The sequence below is a fragment of the Pseudomonas putida genome (assembly GCF_003228315.1).
Classification (GTDB): domain Bacteria; phylum Pseudomonadota; class Gammaproteobacteria; order Pseudomonadales; family Pseudomonadaceae; genus Aquipseudomonas; species Aquipseudomonas putida_S.
In genome coordinates this window covers 1419952-1440662 of record NZ_CP029693.1, presented here as the reverse complement: position 1 = coordinate 1440662, position 20711 = coordinate 1419952, and the positions used below count along the sequence as shown (strand labels likewise).

At 58.2% G+C, this 20711-nt stretch carries 19 protein-coding genes, 1 tRNA gene and 1 pseudogene; 14 read left to right on the top strand and 7 right to left on the bottom strand.

Annotated elements, in window-relative coordinates:
* Positions 1-45 precede the first annotated feature (45 nt).
* Positions 46-951, top strand: a complete 906-nt coding sequence (gene hpaA / locus DKY63_RS06400; protein ID WP_110963324.1) for a 4-hydroxyphenylacetate catabolism regulatory protein HpaA — start codon at positions 46-48, stop codon at positions 949-951.
* Between the two features lie 251 nt (positions 952-1202).
* Positions 1203-1625 carry a homoprotocatechuate degradation operon regulator HpaR gene (hpaR, locus tag DKY63_RS06395; RefSeq protein WP_110963323.1) on the top strand — a complete coding sequence of 141 codons (423 nt, stop codon included), beginning with the start codon at positions 1203-1205 and terminating at the stop codon, positions 1623-1625.
* 226 nt (positions 1626-1851) lie between these two features.
* Here the strand turns inward: hpaR and DKY63_RS06390 are convergent.
* Positions 1852-2043: pseudogene (locus tag DKY63_RS06390) on the bottom strand (transposase); the annotation flags it as partial.
* Between the two features lie 371 nt (positions 2044-2414).
* Positions 2415-2502, bottom strand: a tRNA-Ser gene (locus DKY63_RS06385).
* A gap of 123 nt (positions 2503-2625) precedes the next feature.
* Between DKY63_RS06385 and DKY63_RS06380 the strand changes: the two genes are divergently transcribed.
* Entirely contained in the window at positions 2626-3297 is a 672-nt protein-coding gene (locus DKY63_RS06380) for a Bax inhibitor-1/YccA family protein (protein ID WP_110963322.1), read from the top strand.
* 66 nt (positions 3298-3363) lie between these two features.
* On the opposite strand, the gene DKY63_RS06375 is transcribed toward DKY63_RS06380, so the two are convergent.
* The gene (locus DKY63_RS06375) at positions 3364-3801 is read right to left on the bottom strand and encodes an Lrp/AsnC family transcriptional regulator (RefSeq protein ID WP_077046160.1); all 438 of its coding nucleotides are present in this window, start codon (positions 3799-3801) and stop codon (positions 3364-3366) included.
* A gap of 135 nt (positions 3802-3936) precedes the next feature.
* Between DKY63_RS06375 and DKY63_RS06370 the strand changes: the two genes are divergently transcribed.
* A complete protein-coding gene (locus tag DKY63_RS06370; RefSeq protein WP_110963321.1) occupies positions 3937-4830 on the top strand; it encodes a DMT family transporter in 894 nt (297 codons plus the stop codon).
* A gap of 3 nt (positions 4831-4833) precedes the next feature.
* On the opposite strand, the gene DKY63_RS06365 is transcribed toward DKY63_RS06370, so the two are convergent.
* The 4 genes from DKY63_RS06365 to DKY63_RS06350 all read right to left on the bottom strand — a co-directional run bounded on the left by DKY63_RS06365 (position 4834) and on the right by DKY63_RS06350 (position 10937).
* On the bottom strand, positions 4834-6039 hold the full coding sequence (locus DKY63_RS06365; RefSeq protein WP_110963320.1) for a hypothetical protein: 1206 nt from the start codon (positions 6037-6039) through the stop codon (positions 4834-4836).
* A 73-nt stretch (positions 6040-6112) separates the two neighbouring features.
* Entirely contained in the window at positions 6113-8119 is a 2007-nt protein-coding gene (locus DKY63_RS06360; RefSeq protein WP_110963319.1) for a hypothetical protein, read from the bottom strand.
* A 117-nt stretch (positions 8120-8236) separates the two neighbouring features.
* Complete coding sequence (locus DKY63_RS06355; protein ID WP_204354339.1) at positions 8237-9277, bottom strand: FUSC family protein; 1041 nt, start codon at positions 9275-9277, stop codon at positions 8237-8239.
* A 34-nt stretch (positions 9278-9311) separates the two neighbouring features.
* Positions 9312-10937: an NADP-dependent glyceraldehyde-3-phosphate dehydrogenase gene (locus DKY63_RS06350; protein ID WP_110963318.1), complete on the bottom strand. Its 1626-nt coding sequence runs from the start codon at positions 10935-10937 to the stop codon at positions 9312-9314.
* Positions 10938-11228: 291 nt separating this feature from the next.
* Between DKY63_RS06350 and DKY63_RS06345 the strand changes: the two genes are divergently transcribed.
* The 10 genes from DKY63_RS06345 (at position 11229) to DKY63_RS06300 (ending at position 20677) form a co-directional block, all read left to right on the top strand.
* A complete protein-coding gene (locus DKY63_RS06345) occupies positions 11229-12125 on the top strand; it encodes a Dyp-type peroxidase (protein WP_110963317.1) in 897 nt (298 codons plus the stop codon).
* Positions 12122-13090, top strand: a complete 969-nt coding sequence (locus DKY63_RS06340) for a Gfo/Idh/MocA family protein (protein ID WP_110963316.1) — start codon at positions 12122-12124, stop codon at positions 13088-13090. The genes DKY63_RS06345 and DKY63_RS06340 overlap by 4 nt, the downstream gene beginning before the upstream one ends.
* A gap of 189 nt (positions 13091-13279) precedes the next feature.
* Positions 13280-14026 carry a GntR family transcriptional regulator gene (locus DKY63_RS06335; RefSeq protein WP_110963315.1) on the top strand — a complete coding sequence of 249 codons (747 nt, stop codon included), beginning with the start codon at positions 13280-13282 and terminating at the stop codon, positions 14024-14026.
* Between the two features lie 2 nt (positions 14027-14028).
* On the top strand, positions 14029-15759 hold the full coding sequence (locus DKY63_RS06330) for a fumarate reductase/succinate dehydrogenase flavoprotein subunit (protein WP_110963314.1): 1731 nt from the start codon (positions 14029-14031) through the stop codon (positions 15757-15759).
* 25 nt (positions 15760-15784) lie between these two features.
* Positions 15785-16030, top strand: coding sequence for a 4Fe-4S dicluster domain-containing protein (locus DKY63_RS06325; protein WP_008060065.1), 246 nt, complete (start codon positions 15785-15787; stop codon positions 16028-16030).
* 232 nt (positions 16031-16262) lie between these two features.
* Positions 16263-17669 carry an ABC transporter substrate-binding protein gene (locus DKY63_RS06320; RefSeq protein WP_110963313.1) on the top strand — a complete coding sequence of 469 codons (1407 nt, stop codon included), beginning with the start codon at positions 16263-16265 and terminating at the stop codon, positions 17667-17669.
* A gap of 146 nt (positions 17670-17815) precedes the next feature.
* Positions 17816-18598: an ABC transporter permease gene (locus DKY63_RS06315; protein WP_110963312.1), complete on the top strand. Its 783-nt coding sequence runs from the start codon at positions 17816-17818 to the stop codon at positions 18596-18598.
* On the top strand, positions 18598-19446 hold the full coding sequence (locus DKY63_RS06310; RefSeq protein WP_110963311.1) for an ABC transporter ATP-binding protein: 849 nt from the start codon (positions 18598-18600) through the stop codon (positions 19444-19446). Before DKY63_RS06315 ends, DKY63_RS06310 begins: the two co-directional genes overlap by 1 nt.
* Positions 19443-20405 carry a HEAT repeat domain-containing protein gene (locus tag DKY63_RS06305; RefSeq protein ID WP_110963310.1) on the top strand — a complete coding sequence of 321 codons (963 nt, stop codon included), beginning with the start codon at positions 19443-19445 and terminating at the stop codon, positions 20403-20405. The genes DKY63_RS06310 and DKY63_RS06305 overlap by 4 nt, the downstream gene beginning before the upstream one ends.
* The gene (locus DKY63_RS06300; protein WP_110963309.1) at positions 20402-20677 is read left to right on the top strand and encodes a DUF971 domain-containing protein; all 276 of its coding nucleotides are present in this window, start codon (positions 20402-20404) and stop codon (positions 20675-20677) included. The genes DKY63_RS06305 and DKY63_RS06300 overlap by 4 nt, the downstream gene beginning before the upstream one ends.
* The last annotated feature ends 34 nt before the right edge of the window (positions 20678-20711 follow it).

The following is a 20711-nucleotide window of genomic DNA, read 5'->3' as shown; positions in this document are numbered from 1 at the left end:
AGGCGACTGCAAGGCTTGAATCAGAATGAAAATGAGTAGCGAGCAATGACCGACCGGCAACCGATCCCGAACATCAACATTGGCCAGGTGTACGACCAGCGCTACAGCGACGCTGAAGTCCATTACGACAAGCTGGGTAACCTGGCGGGTTTCTTCGGTCGAAATATGCCTGTTCACCGGCATGACCGGTTCTTCCAAGTTCACTACGTGAAAAGCGGCACGGTGCGGGTGTACCTGGACGATCAGCAATACGTTGAGTCCGGGCCGATGTTCTTCCTGACGCCACCGACCATTCCTCATTCCTTCGTGACTGAGGCCGACAGTGACGGGCACGTGTTGACGGTGCGTCAGCAACTGGTGTGGCAATTGATCGATGCCGATTCCAGCCTGGCGCCTGCTGGGGCACAGTTTCCGGCTGTGTGTGTCGCGCTGTCTCGCCTTGGGCCGGAATATGCCGCTGAGGTGCGCCGTCTTGAATATTTGTTCGAGGAGCTGAGCGAGGAGGTCGTGACTGAACGTCCGGGACGCAGTTCTGCCCTGGACGGCTTGACGCGATTGATCATGATCAGTCTGCTGCGACTGTGTCCCAACTCGTTGAAAGCCTCGCCAGCAAGGCACGAAGACCTGAAAATCTTCCACCGCTTCAATGAATTGATCGAAGCCCACTACCAGCAACACTGGCCGTTGTCGCGTTACGCTGAAGGCATCGGGGTTACCGAAGCACGACTCAACGATGTGTGCCGACGGATCGCCGACCTGCCTTCCAAGCGCCTGATCATGGAGCGCTTGATCCAGGAAGCGAAACGACTGCTGTTGTTTACCGGCGGCTCTGCCAATGAAATCTGCTATCAGCTGGGGTTCAAGGACCCGGCCTATTTCAGTCGATTCTTCCAGCGCCACGTGCAGTTGACACCGGGGGAGTATCGCCAGCGCCAATCGGGTTTGCGTTGAGCGGGGCATAGGCTTTTGGGCCTTGGTCGGGTTGATCTTGTACGGATCATCATGACCACCACCGCGCTGCGACAGAATGGCTTTTACAGGGAACCGATTGCACTTTTCACAGGCGCGTTGCTGCCAGGCAATGTCGGGTTGATCCAAGACGGAAAATGGTTAACAAGATAATAAGCGAGCGCGGGTCCGCCGCTTGCACCCGTTGGCTGGCGACACTAAGCTGCCGACTTGCCCAATCAAGTAGTTCGATCATGGCTAACCCCAGACCTTCACTGACGCTGACCTTATTGCAGGCTCGCGAGGCCGCAATGGCTTTCTTCCGCCCGGCTCTCAACAAACACGACCTGACTGAACAGCAGTGGCGGATCATTCGGATACTGCGCCAGCAGGGCGAGCTTGAAAGTCATCAGCTTGCGCACCAGGCATGCATTCTAAAGCCGAGCATGACTGGAGTTTTGACGCGTCTGGAGCGAGATGGTCTGGTGCGTCGGCAGAAATCCAGCGAGGATCAACGAAGGGTTCTCGTGGCGCTCACAGAGCGCGGTCAGCAGTGCTTTGTCTCCATGAGTGACGGCATGGAGGGCAACTACCTCAAGATTGAGGAGCAATTTGGTGCGGAAAAAATGCAGCAGCTTCTGGCTTTGCTCAATGAGTTTAAAAATATCAAACCTTGACCGACGCCTGTTAATGCAATGACTTTCGCTGACTTTCCGTGCATTCCTTTTTGCAGGAGCTTACTGGCATCGGTTTTCAAAGGCTCCAGCAACAGGGATTCCAGTCCAGAGGAGCTGGCCGCAGCCGTTACACTGACGTTTGCTCTCGAGGCAGATGTAGCAAGGCTGCGGGCTAGGGTGGCGCTACATGCCCGGAAGGTGGCAGTGACCGCTTTTGGCTGTGGATTCAACCGGTCGACGCAACAGATTGGCTAAATCGTTCAGCGGGCGTTTCGTAGTTTAGTGTTTTCCGGGGGCGGCTGTTCAGCTGCCTTGCCACTTCATTGAGCGTGGTTTGCGAATGCTCCGCCAGGTCCGTCCCATTCGGGAAGTACTGCCTTAAAAACCCGTTGGTGTTCTCATTCGATCCCCGTTGCCAGGTTCTTCTGAGACAGTCCTCGAGCCTTTCGCATCGCCCTCAGTACGACTGCTACAGCATTTTTGACTGACATAAAGGCTTCCTGAGTCCCGATGTACTGACATGGTCATCCTCAAGGATGAGGATGACCATAAGCGTTCAGGCCAAAAAGGCTATCACAGGGCAGGTGCGGATATGAGTGCCCGTCGAAGTGGTTCGTAAACCAAAAGCTAATCGGCAGGCATCGACACATGCTGGCGGGCGATCGTATGGTAGCCGGCGAAGCCTGTCTGAGCACAGGTAAAGCCCGAGGTTAAGGTATGGGCTGGGAGGTTTTTGCAGGAGCCAGAAACGACAAAGCCCTGAATAATCAGGGCTTTGTCGTATAAAGATGGCGGAGGCGATGGGATTCGAACTCATGGACCTGTTACAGTCGACGGTTTTCAAGACCGTTGCCTTAAACCACTCGGCCACACCTCCGTTTCTGTTGCGGGCGCCATAATACCTGAATGAAACACACTGTCAAACTCTCTGCATAGCTTGTTACAGAGCGTCTGTTATGATCTTTGCGTCTGAACGTTACAAACCAACAGGAGTGTCGCCATGCGCGAACAGGATTACGCAGTTAATAACAGCTTGCAGGCTGAGCAGCTAGAGGTTAGCCGCGTCCTGCGCAACACTTACGGCTTGCTCGCCCTGACCCTGGCTTTCAGCGGTATCACCGCCTACGTCGCCCAGCAGATGCGTGTTGGCTATCCGAACATATTCGTGGTGCTGATCGGCTTCTACGGTCTTTTCTTCCTCACCAACAAACTCCGTGATTCCGCCTGGGGCCTGGTGTCGGCATTTGCCCTGACCGGTTTCATGGGTTTCCTGCTCGGCCCGATCCTCAATCGTTACCTAGGCATGCAGGGCGGCGCTGAAGTTGTCAGCTCGGCGTTCGCGATGACGGCATTGGTGTTCGGCGGTCTGTCGGCCTACGTGCTGATCACCCGCAAGGACATGAGCTTCCTCGGCGGTTTCATCACCGCAGGTTTCTTTGTCCTGCTGGGTGCGACTCTGGCGAGCTTCTTCTTCCAGATCAGCGGGCTGCAACTGGCGATCAGCGCAGGTTTCGTGCTGTTCTCCTCGGTCTGCATCCTGTTCCAGACCAGCGCCATCATCCATGGCGGCGAACGTAACTACATCATGGCCACCATCAGCCTGTATGTATCGATCTACAACCTGTTCGTCAGCCTGTTGCAGCTGTTCGGCATCATGGGCCGCGATGACTGATCGTCAGCCTTGTTATGAAAAACCCGCTTCGGCGGGTTTTTTATTGCCTGCGATTTGAACGAAGACTCATGCCATGGGCGGCAAACGGCGTTTGACCGGGGTTTTCTTGACGATCGCGGTGTTGGTTTCCGCCAGCGTATTGAGGCGATCGAGCAGGGTGTCCAACTGCTCCATCGAGCGTACGTGCAGGCGCGCGATGAAACAGTCCTCTCCGGTGACCTTGTCGCACTCGGTGAATTCAGGGATCGCCATGATCTGCCGCTCCACCTCCTGCAACTGCCCCGGCAACGGGCGGACACGCACGATGGCCTGGAGTTGATAGCCGAAGCATTTGGGGTCGATGTCGACGGTATAACCCTTGAGCACGCCACGTTCTTCCAGGCGCCGCAGGCGCTCGGCAACACTGGGCGATGACAATCCGCTGATCTGCGCCAACGCCTTGAGCGAGCGCCGCGAGTCTTCCATCAAGGCGCTGATCAGCACCTGGTCGATATCATCGGTCATGGCGAAACCTCAATTAGGCAATTTTCTGAAATGGCCTTGATAAAAAAGGCAGATGCCGAGTTTAGCCTGATTTATGCGCTGGAGAAGCGCCTCGGGGGATTGGCATACTTTGCCCATCAACAGAGGAGTCCAAAGATGGACAAGACAATACGCCGTGGCTCGTTCGAAATGACCGCCGCCATGCTGATTTCCGGCACCATCGGCTGGTTTGTGCTGGTGTCCGGGCAACCGGTGCTGGACGTGGTGTTCTGGCGCTGCCTGTTCGGTGCCGGCACGTTGTTGCTGATTTGCGCGGCATTCGGTTTTCTGCGCCCGGGCATCCTGACCCGTACCACCTTCCTCTTGGCGGTGATCAGCGGTGTGGCGATTGTTGGTAACTGGGTATTTTTGTTCGCTTCCTACTCCCGTGCCTCGATTTCCATTGGCACCGCGGTCTACAACGTCCAACCATTCATGCTCGTGGGCCTGGCCGCTGTGTTCCTCAACGAGAAAATCACCCTGCAGAAACTGTCGTGGCTGGGCGTTTCGTTCCTCGGCATGCTGGCGATCGTCAGCGCCCATGGCGGGCAGAGCGAAAGTGGCGACCAATACTTGATCGGCATCGTGTTGGCACTGGGCGCTGCATTCCTCTACGCGATTGCGGCATTGATCATCAAGCGCCTGACCGGCACACCGCCGCATCTGATCGCGCTGATTCAGGTCAGCACCGGCGTGCTGTTGCTCGCGCCATTCGCGCACTTTTCCGCGCTGCCACAGGCGCCGAGTGCCTGGGTCAGCTTGGTGACTTTGGGGGTCGTGCACACCGGTGTGATGTACGTGCTGTTGTACGGCGCCATCCAGAAACTGCCCACCGCATTGACCGGCGCACTGTCGTTCATCTACCCGATCGCGGCGATTTTCGTTGACTGGTTTGCCTTTGGTCACCGTCTGGAGCTGCTGCAATGGATAGGTGTAGCGGCGATTTTGCTGGCCGCTGCAGGGATGCAGCAGGGCTGGAGCCTGAAACTCCGCAAAGTTGTCGCACAGTGAGTGTCAAAGCAACTCGTTGATACGCTCGGCCGGTACGCTGTAAGCCGCATAATATTCCTGCGCCCCCTTGAGGTTGAAGACTTCAGCCTTGGGGGTGTTGGCGATAAAAATGCCGCCAGCTTCAAGCCATCCTGGAGTGTGTTGAGCGTCCTCCGGTGTCATATTCCACTCGGGTGAACCGTCTTTCTTGAAAACCAGATAAGCCTCAAGCTGCTTGTTTTCCAACATTCTGAAAAACGGAGTAGTACTGATGTGATAATCATCAATCAGCTTCTTGCACTGCGCCTGTAGTTGAGTGATTTTTTCTCTCCAATCGAATTGTTGCAGGTCAACTCTTTGATAAACAGCGGGAAGATGCCAGTCGGCGATTTGTAGTTCGAGTTCTGGGTCATATTCGGGCGCGTGGCAGAAGATCGGAAGTGAGACTTGGTTCGGGATGAACTGGAAATGAGGTGTGTGCTTGTCGCTGCTGCTTTCAAGTGAGTTCTGAACGATGAAATCCCCAGGCTCGGCCTTTTGCTCCAGGTATTCTGTCATCTCAATAAAATAGTCGGTTTTGTTGGACGGTCCGTTTTCATGTCTTTGGGATTCGTTTTGGAATACTGTGTGGTTGTAATTTTTCAGCCTTTCGATCGGTGCTGTATCAAAAAAAATTTCACTATCATCGCGGGATTTACAACGGAGCAAGTCCAGTAAATGGGTGTTTTCGTTTTGCCGATGTATTCGCAAGTCGGGTGTAATGATTTTTTGAGCACTGAAGTACGGAGTTGTCGGGTCTTGTTCGAGAAATGGAGAACCATTCAATGTCAGTGGTACAGGCTGTTGATTGACGGGGTGAATATAAAATCTGGAAACATTGACCTGGTCGGCAGATAGCCTTCCCTTGCGTTGTTTTTCTTGTGAGTCGTCGATGCCCAATCTGTCCAGCAACTGTTTTCTCGGGGTCTGAAGTGCTTTTTCTGCGAAGGATAAAGTGGTTGTCTTGCCTAACAGGTCAATCATGTAGGGTGATAAATAATCCATGTCATCGGGTTGAGCGAACGGCTGAGTCATTTTTTCAATGCTGCTGACACTCTGGCCTCGCACCTGGTCCATTGGGGTGAATGCATTGCTGTTCTTTTTTTCAATCACTGGCTCCAGGTGAGCCTGATTGCTTGCTGTGATTGGAATACATTGCTGTATCGTCAATCTGTAGTTATTTCCGAACATTTTCCTGATTCTCTGTTGTGTAAAGGGAAGTGGCAAGGCATCAATATAGATGCCCTGTTTGTGTTGGCGGGACTCAGTCTTTGTTTCTATCGCTTAATATTCGATGGGTAATGAAATGCTGCAGTACTGAGGTTTTTTCTTTTTTTATTGATTCAAGCGCTACATCGTCAATCTTGATCTTGCTGTTGGAGAGCGTTTGACTGGCGAGGTCCAGGTCATCAAGCATGTAATATGTGAAAAGAGTGAGTGTCTGATGCGTTTCGGGGAGAGTTGCCCTTGATCTGAATTGCTCAGTGTATTCCTTCGCGAGTGCTGCGCGACTCTCGAATAAACCCGTCATTGGATGGTCTTGCTGGATGTCCTTCAAACGGGTTGTGTAGTGGCTGTAGAAGTCATGGATATGCTGCGCTATATCGACGATCTTCTCCAAAGGAAGAAGGAGTTGCTGTTCGGTGTCGAATCTCACTTGGGACAAGTCCCTTTCCAGCGGTCGAAAAAACGCTTCGTTGGTTCGCTCTCTGAGTTGGGTTCGGGCGGGAAATGCTTCGTTTTCTGAACAATCGGGTTTGAGTTCCGCGTTCTGGTCGTAGTTCATCAGCATCGGAACCATCTTGAGGATGGTCTCCTTTTGCCAATTGCTTTCATCTGCCAGGTTCGGAATGAGTTCAATTATTTCCGGGAGGTTTTCGTACGTACCCATCTGCTTATTGAATAAAGGTTTGTTGATGACTGTTGTATCAGTTCCGTTGAACCTTGCGACTGTTAACTTTTCCAAAGGTATGACACGACGGTTACCGATCAGACCTCTAATCTGCTCGTTGAGTGGTTGTTTTTCAGCTTTCATGTACTCCATGAATTTTTCAGGGTTAACATTCCTGAATCCTCCCAATACGAAATTCTGTAACGGAGTCAGGTGGTTAGCCTGTTTTAGCTCGGCGCCTGTGAGAAAGGGCTTGCAGCGATCCAGTCCATGAAAAGTCATCAACCTGGAGCCTCTGGATTCACCTTTTTCCTGCCCGTCCTTACTGTTGGCCGATCGATGGTGCGCGATCATTTCGGTACGAATACCGGTTTCAAGCGGTGTATCGTTATTCGGATTCTGAATAACTATGTAACTCGCACCTGGAATTCCACGAAACTCATTCTCCAAGTCTTCCAGGGTGGGGAATTTGGTGGCGGCTTCACTCTTGGTGAAACGAATGGACTGCGACGTGTCATAGGGGAAAGCTGCCAGGCACTGTTCCTCGTTTGCCAGGCAGGTACCTAAAACCCATGTGGTGATGAGTTTAAATTCTGCATCGTAATTGCTGTTGTCGAAATGGATTAGCCATTCTCTAAATTTTGAGTAAGCTTCGCCAGCAAGGTTAATCATCAAACGTAAGTTTGAGACGGCAGGGATGGCGCCCAGTTGAAAGGCTGCCTTGAAAATTTGCAATGATGTCAAATTTGCTTCAATGCAGCGTGGATCTGTTATGAGTGCTTGGATGTTCTGCGCTGCGAAGTCGAGTTTTGTGTAATCTCCTTTTTTGATGGCGTGGGCATCCATGGCCGCATCAAAATATGTGCTGAAAGCTTTAAAGATGCGAACATCAATTTCACTGACGGATACTCCAAATGTTACCCATTCGTTAATTATCGTACTGAATGGATCTCTTATGTCTTCGTCGACGAGAGATAACAGGTTGCGGCGAAGTGCCTCTGTTGTTGGCATATTCGCAATTTGCTTGTACTGGGACCTTTCGATCTCACTCAGTCCTTCGAGGGATGGAAAGCGATTAGAGGGTGAACTGTTGTAAGTGTATTGAGCAAGACTGGTAAGTACGAGGCCAGGATTTTTTAATATTTCGGTCGGGTTGTACTGAATAAAATTGAAGGAGGTTTTTCCGAAGCTTTCTATCTCCAGGTTTGTTGGTATCTTAAGTTCCAATTTGGGTCCGGAAGTGTTGTGGGTTTTTTCTAGCGAGTAGAGGATCTTGTTTTGCTCGACAAATAGGCGTGGTTGAGTCCCGTCGTGGGGGGTTGTTTTTATAAGTTTGAAAGGATCGGTGGGGATAAAGAAGTTGCGACTGATACTAAGCATTTGATGTCCTTACTGTGTCCGGCTATACGGGACTCGTCATTCTAGTAAGGGGTGGTGCGCAGGCTATTAAGAAAGGCTCATTGCAATAAATGTAACTGGATTTTTTACAGTTAGAAGTCACCTGTTCCACTTCGATGCAGTATTGGCCAGCCGCTGGCGCATCTCCTCAACGGTTGCCGCCAGTTGTTGTATCAGTAAACGGTATCCGTCCAGGGTGTTATAAACCGGAGCTTCGAGACTGACGGCTTGGGATGCCAAAGGGCGACTCAGCCGGTGGGTAATGCCGGACTTCAACGCCCTCGCCATGCCGATGAGTTGCACATGAATCAGCCGATGCTCCTGCTGCAATGCCGATTGCAACTGAGCTACGGCGCCTGCATCGGTGACACCCGGGCGAGTGTTGCCAAGGATCTCAAGCGTGCTGACACACATACGCAGGTTACGCTGGATAGCGTCCAGTTCAGTCATCGAAATCTTCACTTCCTTGGAGACCGACGGCATCAGGGAGCGCTGTTGCACCATCACCGCATTCAGGCGACCCATGAGTTTGAGGTGTTCGTCAGTGCTAACAGGCTGCCCGTCGATGATGCGCCCGTAGATCGCCGCGCAGTCACGCAAGGCATCGGCCAGGTTGTACCGCCACGAGTAGACGGCATACAGCGGCAGGGCAAAGGAAAACGCCAGCGCCAGCGCAATGCCGATCAGGATGTCCACCCCGCGCCACAATCCATCGGTGATCGGGTTGTCGCCATGGCCGGCGACGATGAACACGGTAATGGCGGCCAGCAACGCGGTGTAACCCCCCTTGCCAATGGCGTGGTAGGAGAAAAATCCGCAAATCACCGCCATGGCGAAGTAAGTCAGCCAGGGCAGGCCGAGCCACGCCTGCTGCACCACCAGCACCAGGCCGATGGCTGCACCGACCAGGGTGCCAATGGCCCGTTCGGCGGCTTTTTTGCCGATGTTGCCGTGATGCTGCAAACCGCCGATCACCACCAGCATCGTCACCGACGCCCATTCGCCGTGGGGCAGATGGATGCCGGTGGTCAGCAGGATGGTCGCCAGCAACCCCAGGGATACACGCACCGCGTGAATCACTCGGGCGTGGCGATAACGCTGGTACGGGTCCAGCAGTGGACGCAAGATCCGCCGCGCCAGCGGCGGCAATCGATGACTGCTCAGGTCTGTCCCCTCAGAAAATGTAGTCAGTGGTCAGGAAACTCGAGCTGCGGCCACTGATGATCTCGCTGATCAAATCCTTGTTGGTCTCCTGGAATTTGGTCGCCACCAGGGTCCGGATCGAAAACACCCGCAGTGCGTCATGCACCGACAATGTACCTTCGGCCGAATTCTTGCGGCCGTTGAACGGGTAAGTGTCCGGGCCGCGCTGGCACTGGGCGTTGAGATTGATGCGACCGACCTGGTTGGCGAAGGTGTCCACCAGCCGCCCGACGGCCACCGGGTTGGTACCGAAGATGCTCAGTTGCTGGCCGAAGTCCGACTCCAGGACGTAATCGATCACCGTGTCCAGATGGCGATAGGGCACGATGGGCACCACCGGGCCGAACTGTTCTTCCTGGTAGACGCGCATCTGCGGCGTTACCGGGTACAGCACCGCCGGATAGAAGAACGATGCACGCGCCGCGCCACCATTGGGGTTGACCACTTTCGCGCCTTTGTCGACCGCATCGGCGACCAGCGAATGCAGGTAGTCGACCTTGCCCGATTCCGGCAGTGGCGTCAGGGCCACGCCGCTGTCCCAGGGCATGCCGGGCTTGAGGGTGGCCAGCTTGGCGTTGAATTTTTCGATGAAGGCATCGACCACATCTTCGTGGACAAACAGGATCTTCAGCGCGGTGCAGCGTTGGCCGTTGAACGACAGGGAGCCGGTGAGGGCTTCGCTGACCGCGTTGTCCAGGTCCACCTCCGGCAGGACGATGCCGGGGTTTTTCGCATCCAGCCCCAGCGCCGCGCGCAGGCGATGCGGACGCGGGTGCAGTTTCTTCAGGTCGCTGGCGGCCTTGTTGGTGCCAATGAAGGCAAAGATATCGACCTTGCCGCTGGCCATCAGCGCGCTGACGGTTTCGCGACCGCTGCCGTAGATCACGTTGATCACCCCGGCCGGGAAGCTGTCGCGGAAGGCCTCCAGCAGCGGGCGAATCAACAGCACGCCAAGCTTGGCCGGCTTGAACACCACGGTATTGCCCATGATCAGCGCCGGAATCAACGTGGTGAAGGTTTCGTTCAGCGGATAGTTGTAGGGGCCCATGCACAGCGCCACGCCCATCGGCACGCGGCGGATCTGGCCGAGGGTGTCCTGTTCCAGCTCGAAGCGGCTGGAGCGGCGGTCAAGTTCCTTCAGGGCTTCGATGGTGTCGACGATGTAATCGCAGGTACGGTCGAATTCCTTTTCCGAATCCTTGAGGTTCTTGCCGATCTCCCACATCAGCAGCTTGACCACCGCCTCGCGCTGCTGGCGCATATGTTTGAGGAAGCTTTCGACGTGATAAATGCGCTCGGCCACGCGCATGGTCGGCCACAAACCCTGGCCACGATCGTAGGCGCGCACGGCGGCATCGAGGGCGGTGAGGGCGGTCTCGGCGTCCAGCAACGGCGTGCTGCCGAGGATGACTTGTTCGTCACCCGCCGCACCGCTCAGGTACACCGGACTGCGCACGGTGGCGAGGGCGCCGGGCCAGGTTTTCAAGACGCCATCGACCAGGTATTCGCGCTGTTCGATCTGGCTGTCGAAGCGGTATTTTTCCGGGATGCTGCCGGCCTCGGGAAACAGTTGGCCAAGGAAGTCTGCTGTGCTCATGTCTTTACCTCATGGAAGTCATCTGCCAAAAACCTGACCTGTAGGAGCGAGCCTGCTCGCGATGGACGATAACGTTGACGCGGGAAGCCTGATGCCCCGCGGTGACTCGGCGTTCATCGCGAGCAGGCTCGCTCCTACAGTGTGAAAACGGGTTTTCAGGCGCCAACAGGCAGAGTAGAGGGGTTGTAGGTCTGGATATTGTGTCTCAAGCGTAGACCGCAATCTTTGACCTCGCTCCACACAAGTACCGATGCCGGCGTTAAACTTCGCGTTCTTTCTGAAGGAGTTCACATGAGTCACTACCAGCCAGGCATTCTCGCCACCCCCGTTCCGCCTCAAGCCCGTCACATGTTCTTCGCCCTGGAGTCCGTTGCCGATCTGCCGGCTGCATTCGACAAGCTGACGCAACTGGTGGACGGCACGTCGGCTGTGGTGGGTTTCGGTGAGCCCCTGGTCAAGGCACTGGATGGCCATATCGAAGGCCTGCGCACGTTCCCTGCCATGACGGGCGTGGGCGTGAACAACCCTTCGACGCAACACGCGCTGTGGTGCTGGTTGCACGGTACCGACCGTGGCGAGTTGCTCAATCGCAGCAACGCACTCGCCGCCGCGCTGGCGCCGGCCTTTCGTCTGGTGCAAGTGACCGAAGGCTTCCGCCACCGTGACGGCCACGACCTGACCGGCTACGAAGACGGCACCGAAAACCCTCGCGATGAAGCCGCTGTGGCTGCGGCGCTGGTGGCCGACGGCGCCGAAGGCATGGTCGGCGGCAGCTTCGCCGCGATCCAGCAATGGCAGCACGACCTCAAGCGCTTTCACGCCATGCCTTCCCACGAAACCGACGACATCATGGGGCGGCGCCTGAGCGACAACGAAGAACTCGATGACGCGCCAATCTCCGCCCACGTCAAGCGCACCGCCCAGGAAAGTTTCACCCCTGAAGCCTTCTTCGTCCGTCGCTCGATGCCCTGGATCGAAGACGACCGCGCCGGCCTGATGTTCCTTGCCTTCGGCTTCTCCCTCGATGCTTTCGAAGTCCAGCTGCGGCGCATGAGCGGGCTGGAAGACGGCGTCACCGACGGCCTGTACAAGATCAGCCGGCCGATCACCGGCGGCTACTACTGGTGCCCACCGCTGAAAGACGGGCGACTGGATCTGCGCGCCTTGAACATCGGCAACGTCGCATGAACGTGGTGCGTTGGGGGATGATCGGTTGCGGCAGCGTGACCGAGCGCAAGAGCGGGCCGGCCTTCTACAAGGTCCCCGGCTCGGCGCTGGTGGCGGTGATGGGGCGGCGACTGGAGGCGGTCAGCGACTATGCCGCGCGTCACGGTATCGCCCGGACTTACACCGACGTCGACGCATTGATCAACGATCCCGAAGTCGATGCGGTGTACATCGCCACACCCCCCGACAGTCACCACGCCTACGCCCTGAAGGTGGCCGCCGCGGGCAAGCATTGCTGTGTCGAAAAACCGATGTCGCTCAATGCCGGGCAAAGCCGTGAGATGCACGAGGCCTTTGCCAATGCCGGGCTGCACCTGTTCGTTTCCTACTATCGACGTTCGTTGCCGCGCTTCCAACAAGTGCGGCAGTGGTTGGAGGAGGGGCGGATCGGCGAGGTCCGGCACCTGAGCTGGACGCTCACCAAAGCCCCATCGCCGAGGGATCTCGACGGTAGCAACAACTGGCGCACCGACCCAACGATTGCCGGCGGCGGTTACTTTGCGGACCTGGCCAGCCATGGCTTCGACCTGTTCCAGTACCTGCTGGGCGATATCGAAGAAGTGGCCGGGATTACTGCGCGGCAAGCCGGGCTGTATGCCGCCGAAGATGCCGTCAGCGCCAGCTGGCGGTTTGCCGGTGGGGCGCTGGGCATGGGCTGCTGGAACTTTGTCGCTGATCGCCGGGAAGATCGGGTCGAGGTGATCGGTAGCAAGGGCCGGATCAGTTTTTCGGTGTTCGACGAGCATCCGGTGCAGCTTGATGCCGATGAACAGCTCAGCCTGACCATCGCCAACCATGAGCACATCCAATGGCATCACGTAATGGGCATGAACGCTCATATTCGTGGTCAAGCGCGGCATCCGGCGGTGGCGGAACAGGCGCTGAAAACCGATTGGGTCATGGACCAAATCCTCAAACGCCACTGAACCTGTGGGAGCGAGCCTGCTCGCGATGACGCCGGCACATCCAACATCAATGTCGGACCGCCATCGCGAGCAGGCTCGCTCCTACAGGGAACAGCGCCGCGTATCTAACCTTATATCCAAACAATATTTCTCAACCCATCCTTAGAACCCTAAGATCACGTCATAACTCGTTATAACAAGTGATCTCAGATGACCGATAACGTTCTCTCCCTTGGCAGCGTTCCGCTGCATACCCAGCTACGAGACTTGCTGCGCGCCCGCATCCTCGACGGCGAATACCCGCAAGACAGCCAGATGCCTTCGGAAAGCGAGCTTGGCGCGCTGTTCAAGGTCAGCCGCATCACCGTGCGCCAGGCCTTGGGCGACCTGCAAAAGGAAGGGCTGATCTTCAAGATCCACGGCAAGGGCACCTTCGTCGCTAAGCCCAAGACCTTCCAGAATGTCAGCACCCTGCAAGGCCTGGCCGAGTCCATGACTGGCCGCGGCTACGAGGTGATCAACCGCCTGCGCAGCTTCAAGTTCATCGCCGCCGACAAGCTGGTCGCCGAGCGTTTGCAGGTGGCCGAAGGCGAGACCGTGGCGCAGATCAAGCGGGTGCGTTTGATCAATCGCGAGCCGATTTCGCTGGAGATCACCTACCTGCCCAAGGCCATCGGCGAGCGTCTGGAGAAGGCCGACCTGGTCACCCGCGACATTTTCCTGATCCTGGAAAACGACTGCGGCCTGGCCCTCGGTCACGCCGACCTGGCCATCGACGCGGTGCTGGCCGACAGCGACCTGACCCAGGCGCTGAACGTCGAAGCCGGCTCGCCGATCATGCGCATAGAGCGTCTGACCCACGACGCCGCCGGCCTGCCGCTGGACTTCGAACACCTCTACTACCGTGGCGATGCCTTCCAGTACCGCCTGCGGATCGACCGGCAAAAAGGGGCATGACCATGACACGCAACACCGTTGAACAGGAATACGACATCGTCGTCATCGGCGGCGGTACCGCAGGTCCCATGGCCGCGATCAAGGCCAAGGAGAAGAACCGCGACCTGCGGGTGCTGTTGATCGACAAGGCCAACGTCAAGCGCAGCGGCGCGATCAGCATGGGCATGGACGGCCTGAACAACGCGATCATTCCCGGCCACTCGACGCCCGAGCAGTACACCAAGGAAATCACCATCGCCAACGACGGCATCGTCAATCAGGCGGCGGTGTACGCCTATGCCACCCACAGCTTCGAGACGATCGAGCAACTGGACCGCTGGGGCGTGAAATTCGAGAAGGACGAGACTGGCGACTACGCGGTGAAAAAGGTCCACCACATGGGCGCCTATGTGCTGCCGATGCCCGAAGGCCATGACATCAAGAAAGTCCTGTACCGCCAGCTGAAGCGGGCACGGGTCAGCATTACCAATCGCCTGGTCTGCACCCGCTTGCTCAAGGATGAAGAGGGCGCGGTCAACGGCGTGATGGGCTTCGATTGCCGCACCGCCGATTTCCATGTGATCAAGGCCAAGGCGGTGATCCTCGCCTGCGGCGCCGCCGGGCGCTTGGGCCTGCCGTCCTCGGGTTATTTGATGGGCACCTACGAAAACCCGACCAACGCCGGCGACGGCTACGCCATGGCCTATCACGCCGGTGCCGAGCTGGCGAACCTGGAATGCTTCCAGATCAACCCGCTGATCAAGGATTACAACGGCCCGGCCTGCGCCTACGTCACCGGTCCCCTGGGCGGCTACACCGCCAACAACAAGGGCGAACGCTTCATCGAGTGCGACTACTGGAGCGGCCAGATGATGTGGGAGTTCCACCAGGAACTGGAAAGCGGCAACGGCCCGGTGTTCCTCAAGCTCGATCACCTGGCCGAGGAAACCATCCAGAACATCGAGGAGATTTTGCACAGCAACGAACGCCCCAGTCGTGGCCAGTTCCACGCCAATCGCGGCACCGACTACCGCACGCAGATGGTCGAGATGCACATCTCCGAAATCGGCTTTTGCAGCGGGCACTCGGCGTCCGGAGTGTGGGTCAACGAGAAGGCCGAGACCTCGGTCAAGGGTTTGTACTCAGCCGGTGACATGGCGGCGGTGCCGCACAACTACATGCTCGGTGCGTTCACCTATGGCTGGTTTGCCGGTAACAACGCGGCGGATTTTGTCACCGGGCGCGACTTCTCGGCGCTGGATGCGCAGCAGATCGAAACCGAAAAGCAGCGCGTCTACGCACCACTGGACCGCGAACACGGCCTGCCACCGGCCCAGGTCGAGTACAAGCTGCGCCGTTTTGTGAACGACTACCTGCAACCGCCGAAAGTGACCAAGAAGATGCAGATCGGCCTGCAACGCTTCAGTGACATCCAGCGCGATCTCGATCAGATCAAGGCTCACAACGCTCACGAACTGATGCGCGCCATGGAAGTGAGCATGATCCGCGACTGCGCGGAAATGGCCGCCCGCGCCTCGTTGTTCCGCGCCGAGAGCCGCTGGGGCCTGTACCACTATCGGGTCGACCATCCGCAGCGCAACGACAGCGACTGGTTCTGCCATTGCCACCTGAAGAAGGACGAAAACGGTGCGATGACCAGCTTCAAGAAAGCCGTCGAGCCTTACATCATCCCGCTCGATGCCGAAGAAATGCAGGCCTACGACCGGCTGCGTGTCGGCGCCTTTGCGGCCTGAGCCTTACCCACAAAGAGACCGCGAAATGGCCTATCAACCCCAGGAAATCTTCTTCCGCTCCAACGCGCCGGTCACGGTCGACGAGGACCTTTGCATCGCCCACAAAGGCTGCACCGTGTGCGTCGACGTCTGCCCGATGGACCTGCTGGCGATCAACCCGGCCACGCAAAAGGCCTACATGGCGTTCGATGAATGCTGGTATTGCATGCCCTGTGAAAAGGATTGCCCGACGGGGGCGGTGAAAGTCGACATCCCATATTTATTGCGCTGAAACACAGTCTCTGTAGGAGCGAGCCTGCTCGCGATTGCAGTAGTTCAGGCAATGAGATGTTGGATGTGCCATCGCTATCGCGAGCAGGCTCGCTCCTACATAGGTTTTGTGACAACCCCAAAACGCCATCCGGCCACCCCCGGACGCCCGCTTCAAAACACCCCTCGTTTCCCACCACGCCCTGATCGTGGCGGAGACGAACATCCTATAAATGATTCGAGGGGATACACCCATGTTCTTGCGCACCGCTATCGCCGGTCTGGTACTGGCTTCCTTCACCCTGTCGGCCTCGGCCGAAACCATCCGCATCGCCATCGGCACCCAGGACACCACCATCAACTGCGCCGCCGGCGGCCTGTTGATCCGCGAACTGGGCCTGCTGGACAAATACCTGCCCCACGACGGCCAGTACAAGGACGCCGAGTACGACGTGCAGTGGAAGAACTTCACCAGCGGCGCGCCGCTGACCAACGAGATGGTCGCCGGCAAGCTCGACTTCGGTGCCATGGCCGACTTCCCCGGCTCGTTCAACGGTGTGGCGTTCGAAGCGGCGGGCAAGCACAGCCTGTTCATCAGCGTGCTGTCGGGCAGCACCAAGGGCAGCGGCAACGGTATCGTGGTGCCGAGCGCCTCGGGCGTGCAGTCGCTGGCGGAGTTGAAGGGCAAGACCATTTCCGTGCCGTTCGCGTCCACCGCCCACGGCATGTTGCTGCGGGCCGTGGCGGCCCAGGGCTGGGATCCGCAGAAAGACGTGAACATCATCGCCCAGCCGCCGGAGGTCGCAGGTTCCGCGTTGCAGGCCGGCAAGATCGACGCCCACGCCGACTTCGTACCCTTCGCCGAACTGTTCCCGAGCCGTGGTTTCGCGCGCAAGATCTTCGACGGCTCCCAGGCCGGCGCACCGACTTTCCACGGCGCGCTGGTCGACCAGAGTTACGCGAAAAAATACCCGGAAATCGTCGTCGCCTACCTGCGCGCCAGCATAGAGGCCAACCAGTTGCTCGCCGCCGAACCTGAGAAGTACAGCGAGCTGATCGCCAAGGTCACCGGGGTCGATGCCGAGGTCAACTACCTGTTCCACGGCCCGCTGGGCGTGCAGACCCGCGACCTGACCTGGAAACCGGAATACCGCCAGGCCGTCGGCACCGCCATCGACACCCTGAAGCTGCTGAAGAAAGCCGATCGCGGCCTCGACCTGAACAGCTTCATCGACGACCGGTACATCCGCGCCGCGTTCAAGGCCTCGAACCTGGACTACACGGCGCAGTTGGCCAACTACGCACAAACCCCGCTCAAGGCAGTAGATGCCTCGACCGGCAAAGCCATCACCGATTTCAGCCACGTGGCGGAAATCTGGGTGCGTGGCGAGCCGAAAGTCCGTCAATACGCCTCGGCAGAAGCAGCGTTCACCGCATTGGCCAGCCTCAAGCAGGAAGGCAAGAACATCCGTGCGGTGTATGCCCAGGCGAGCGACAGCGGGATCAAATTGCTGGCGGATCAGGCGTGGTTTGCCAGCGATGCGAAAGGGCGGCTCAGCGCGTTTCTGCTCAAGGGCCAGGCCCAGCAGTACGCGTCGGCCCAAGGCGGCAAGGTGTTCGACTTCAACGATGCCACCACCCAGGCCGTGGCCGTTCGCTAACCCCAGAACACCACAATCCCCTGTAGGAGCGAGCCTGCTCGCGATGAACCCGAGAGCGACTCGGGGCATCAGGTTGCCAGCGTTATCGTTGACGACCATCGCGAGCAGGCTCGCTCCTACAGGGGGCTCGGTTGAGAGGAAGAGTTGTGTACGGATCATTTAATCGCTGGCTCCCCCGAGCCATTTCACTGCTGCTCTGCCTGCTGTTCTGGCAACTCGCCGCCAACCACCACTGGAACCTGGGCCTGGTGACCTTCGCCAACGTGCCAACCCCGCTGGCCGTCATCGAAGCGGCGCTGGGCCTGGGCGACTCCGGCAAGCTGCTCCAGCACTTGAGCAGCAGCCTCGGTCGGGTGTTCGCCGGTTACCTCGCGGCGCTGGTCATTGGCATCGCCCTGGGCCTGGCCATCGGCCGCTCGAAATGGGCCGAAGACCTGTTGCTGCCGCCACTGGAAGTGCTGCGTCCGATCCCGGCCGTGGCCTGGATTCCGCTGGCGATCCTGATGTTCCCCTCGTCGGAGTTGTCGATGGTGTTCATCACCTTCACCGGCGCCTTGTTCCCGATTCTGCTCAACACCGTACACGGCGTCGAAGGCGTCGACCCACGGCTGATCGCCTCGGCGAAAAGCCTTGGGGCAGGGCGTCGGGCGATGTTGCTGGAAGTGATTTTGCCCGGCGCCGCGCCGAGCATCATCACCGGCCTGGCCATCGGCAAGGGCACCTCATGGTTCTGCCTGGTCACGGCGGAAATGATCTCCGGCCAGTTCGGCATCGGTTACTACACCTGGGAGTCCTACACCATCCAGAACTACCCCGACATCGTGGTCGGCATGTTGCTGATCGGTGTTCTAGGCATGGGCAGCAGCCTGCTGATCAAACGCCTGGGCGGGTTGTTCACGCCCTGGCACCGACCACGAGGTAAAGCCTGATGAGCATCTTTCAACAGCCTGAAGGGCGTATCGATATTCGCGACCTGTCGATCAGCCTGGGCGAGGGCAGTGCAGCCTTCGAAGCCGTGCAGGGCCTCGATTGCCAGATCGAATCGGGACAGTTCGTGTGCATTCTCGGGCCGTCCGGCTGCGGTAAATCCACTTTGCTCGGCGCGTTGGCCGGTCACCTGCAACCGCGCACCGGCAGCCTCAAGGTTGATGGTGCAGCGGTTGCCGGGCCTTCACCGCAACGAGGCATGGTGTTCCAGCAGCACACGCTGTTTCCCTGGCGCACGGTGCGCGACAACGTCGCCTTCGGTCTGAAAATGCGTGGCATCGGCAAGGCCGAACGGCACAAGGCGGCTGATGTAATCCTCGCGCTCGTGGGCCTCGAAGGCTTTGCGGATCGTTGGCCTAATCAGTTGTCCGGTGGCATGCAGCAGCGGGTGGAAATCGCCCGGGTGCTGGTCAACCGGCCACGGCTGTTGCTGATGGACGAGCCGTTCGGCGCCCTCGATGCCTTGACCCGCCTGAACATGCAGGAACTGTTGCTGGACATCTGGACGCAGATTCGCACCACCGTGGTGTTCGTTACCCACGACATCGACGAAGCCTTGTTCCTCGCCGATCGCCTGCTGGTCATGAGCCCGCGCCCCGGGCGGATCATCGAAGACCTGCGCCTGGATTTCCCCCGGCCCCGCACCACCGAACTGGTGACCAGCCACGCATTTGCCCGATTGAAGCGTCACTGCCTCGAACTGCTGCGTCACGAAGAGGGTCGGCAACTGCCGCGCCTGAACCCTCTCGGACTTCCCCCAGAAAACCAACTGCCGCGATTTGCCCTATGACTTCTCTATTCGATGTAACCGATAACCACGACATTCTCGCCCTGCAACCTCGCCTGACCGATGAGGATGCCGGCGTGCGCCGCATTGCCCTGATCGAACTGGCGGATCTTGAAGAACCCGATGGCCTGCTGTGGCTGGTCAATCGACTGGCCGAGGACCCGAACGAAGAGGTCCGCGCCGAAGCCGCGCGGTTGCTGGAAGCCTGGGAGGACATGCCAGTGGTCGAGGCGCTGTGCCAGGCCCTGACCGATCCTGCTGAAGCGGTGCGGGCCGCCGCTGCGCAAAGTCTCAGCCTGCTCAAGAGCACAGCCGCGGGGAGGGTGATTCTGCCGTGGACCGGGCATGCCGATACCGGCGTGCGCATCGCTGCCTTCAGGGCCTTGCGTGAACTGCGTTTTGCCGAGGCGGCGCCGTCAGCTTTGTCGGCACTAGGCGACAAGGATGCCAACGTTCGGCGTGAGGCGGTCGGTGTGTTGGGCTGGCTCAAACAGCTCGATGCCTTGCCGGCCCTGGCCCGGTTGGCCAGCAATGACCCGGACACCGAGGTCCGTCGTGCCGCCGCCGGGGCCTTGGGCCTGGCCTCTGATGCGCAGGTGCTGCCGGCATTGCGTCGGGCCTTGCAGGATCAGGCCTGGCAAGTGCGCGAAGAGGCCGCCACAACGTTGGGCAAGGTCGGTCACACCGATGCCGGTCCGGCGCTGATCGAAGCCCTCGGCGACGACTACTGGCAAGTGCGCCTGCGCGCCACCCGCAGCCTCGGTCGCCTGCGCTTCACACCGGCCCTCGACCCACTGATCGAAACCCTTGGCCATCGCATCAGCAACCTGCGCAAGGAAGCCGCCCTGGCCCTGGGCGAGTTGAACGACAAGGGCGCCATCGCACCGTTGCTGGCCGCCCAGGACGACGGCGACCCGGAAGTGCGCAAGGCCGTGCGCATCGCCTTGAGTCAACTGCAATGAACCCGCTGGCGGTGGGCAATTCCCGCAGCCAACGGCAACTGCACCTGCAATGGCCGGATGGCCGCGAGCAGGTGCTGGGGCATGCCGAGTTGCGTCGGCAGTGCCCGTGTTCGCAGTGTCGAGCGTTTCGGTTGCGGAGGATGAACCCATTAGTCGATGACCGCATTCAGGTGATCGGACTGAGTTCGCAGGGATACGGATTGCAACTGGTGTTCAGCGATGGCCATGAACGCGGGATCTTCCCGTGGACCTACCTCTCTGCCCTCACATGAGCTCTTTGTAGGAGCGAGCCTGCTCGCGATGGAC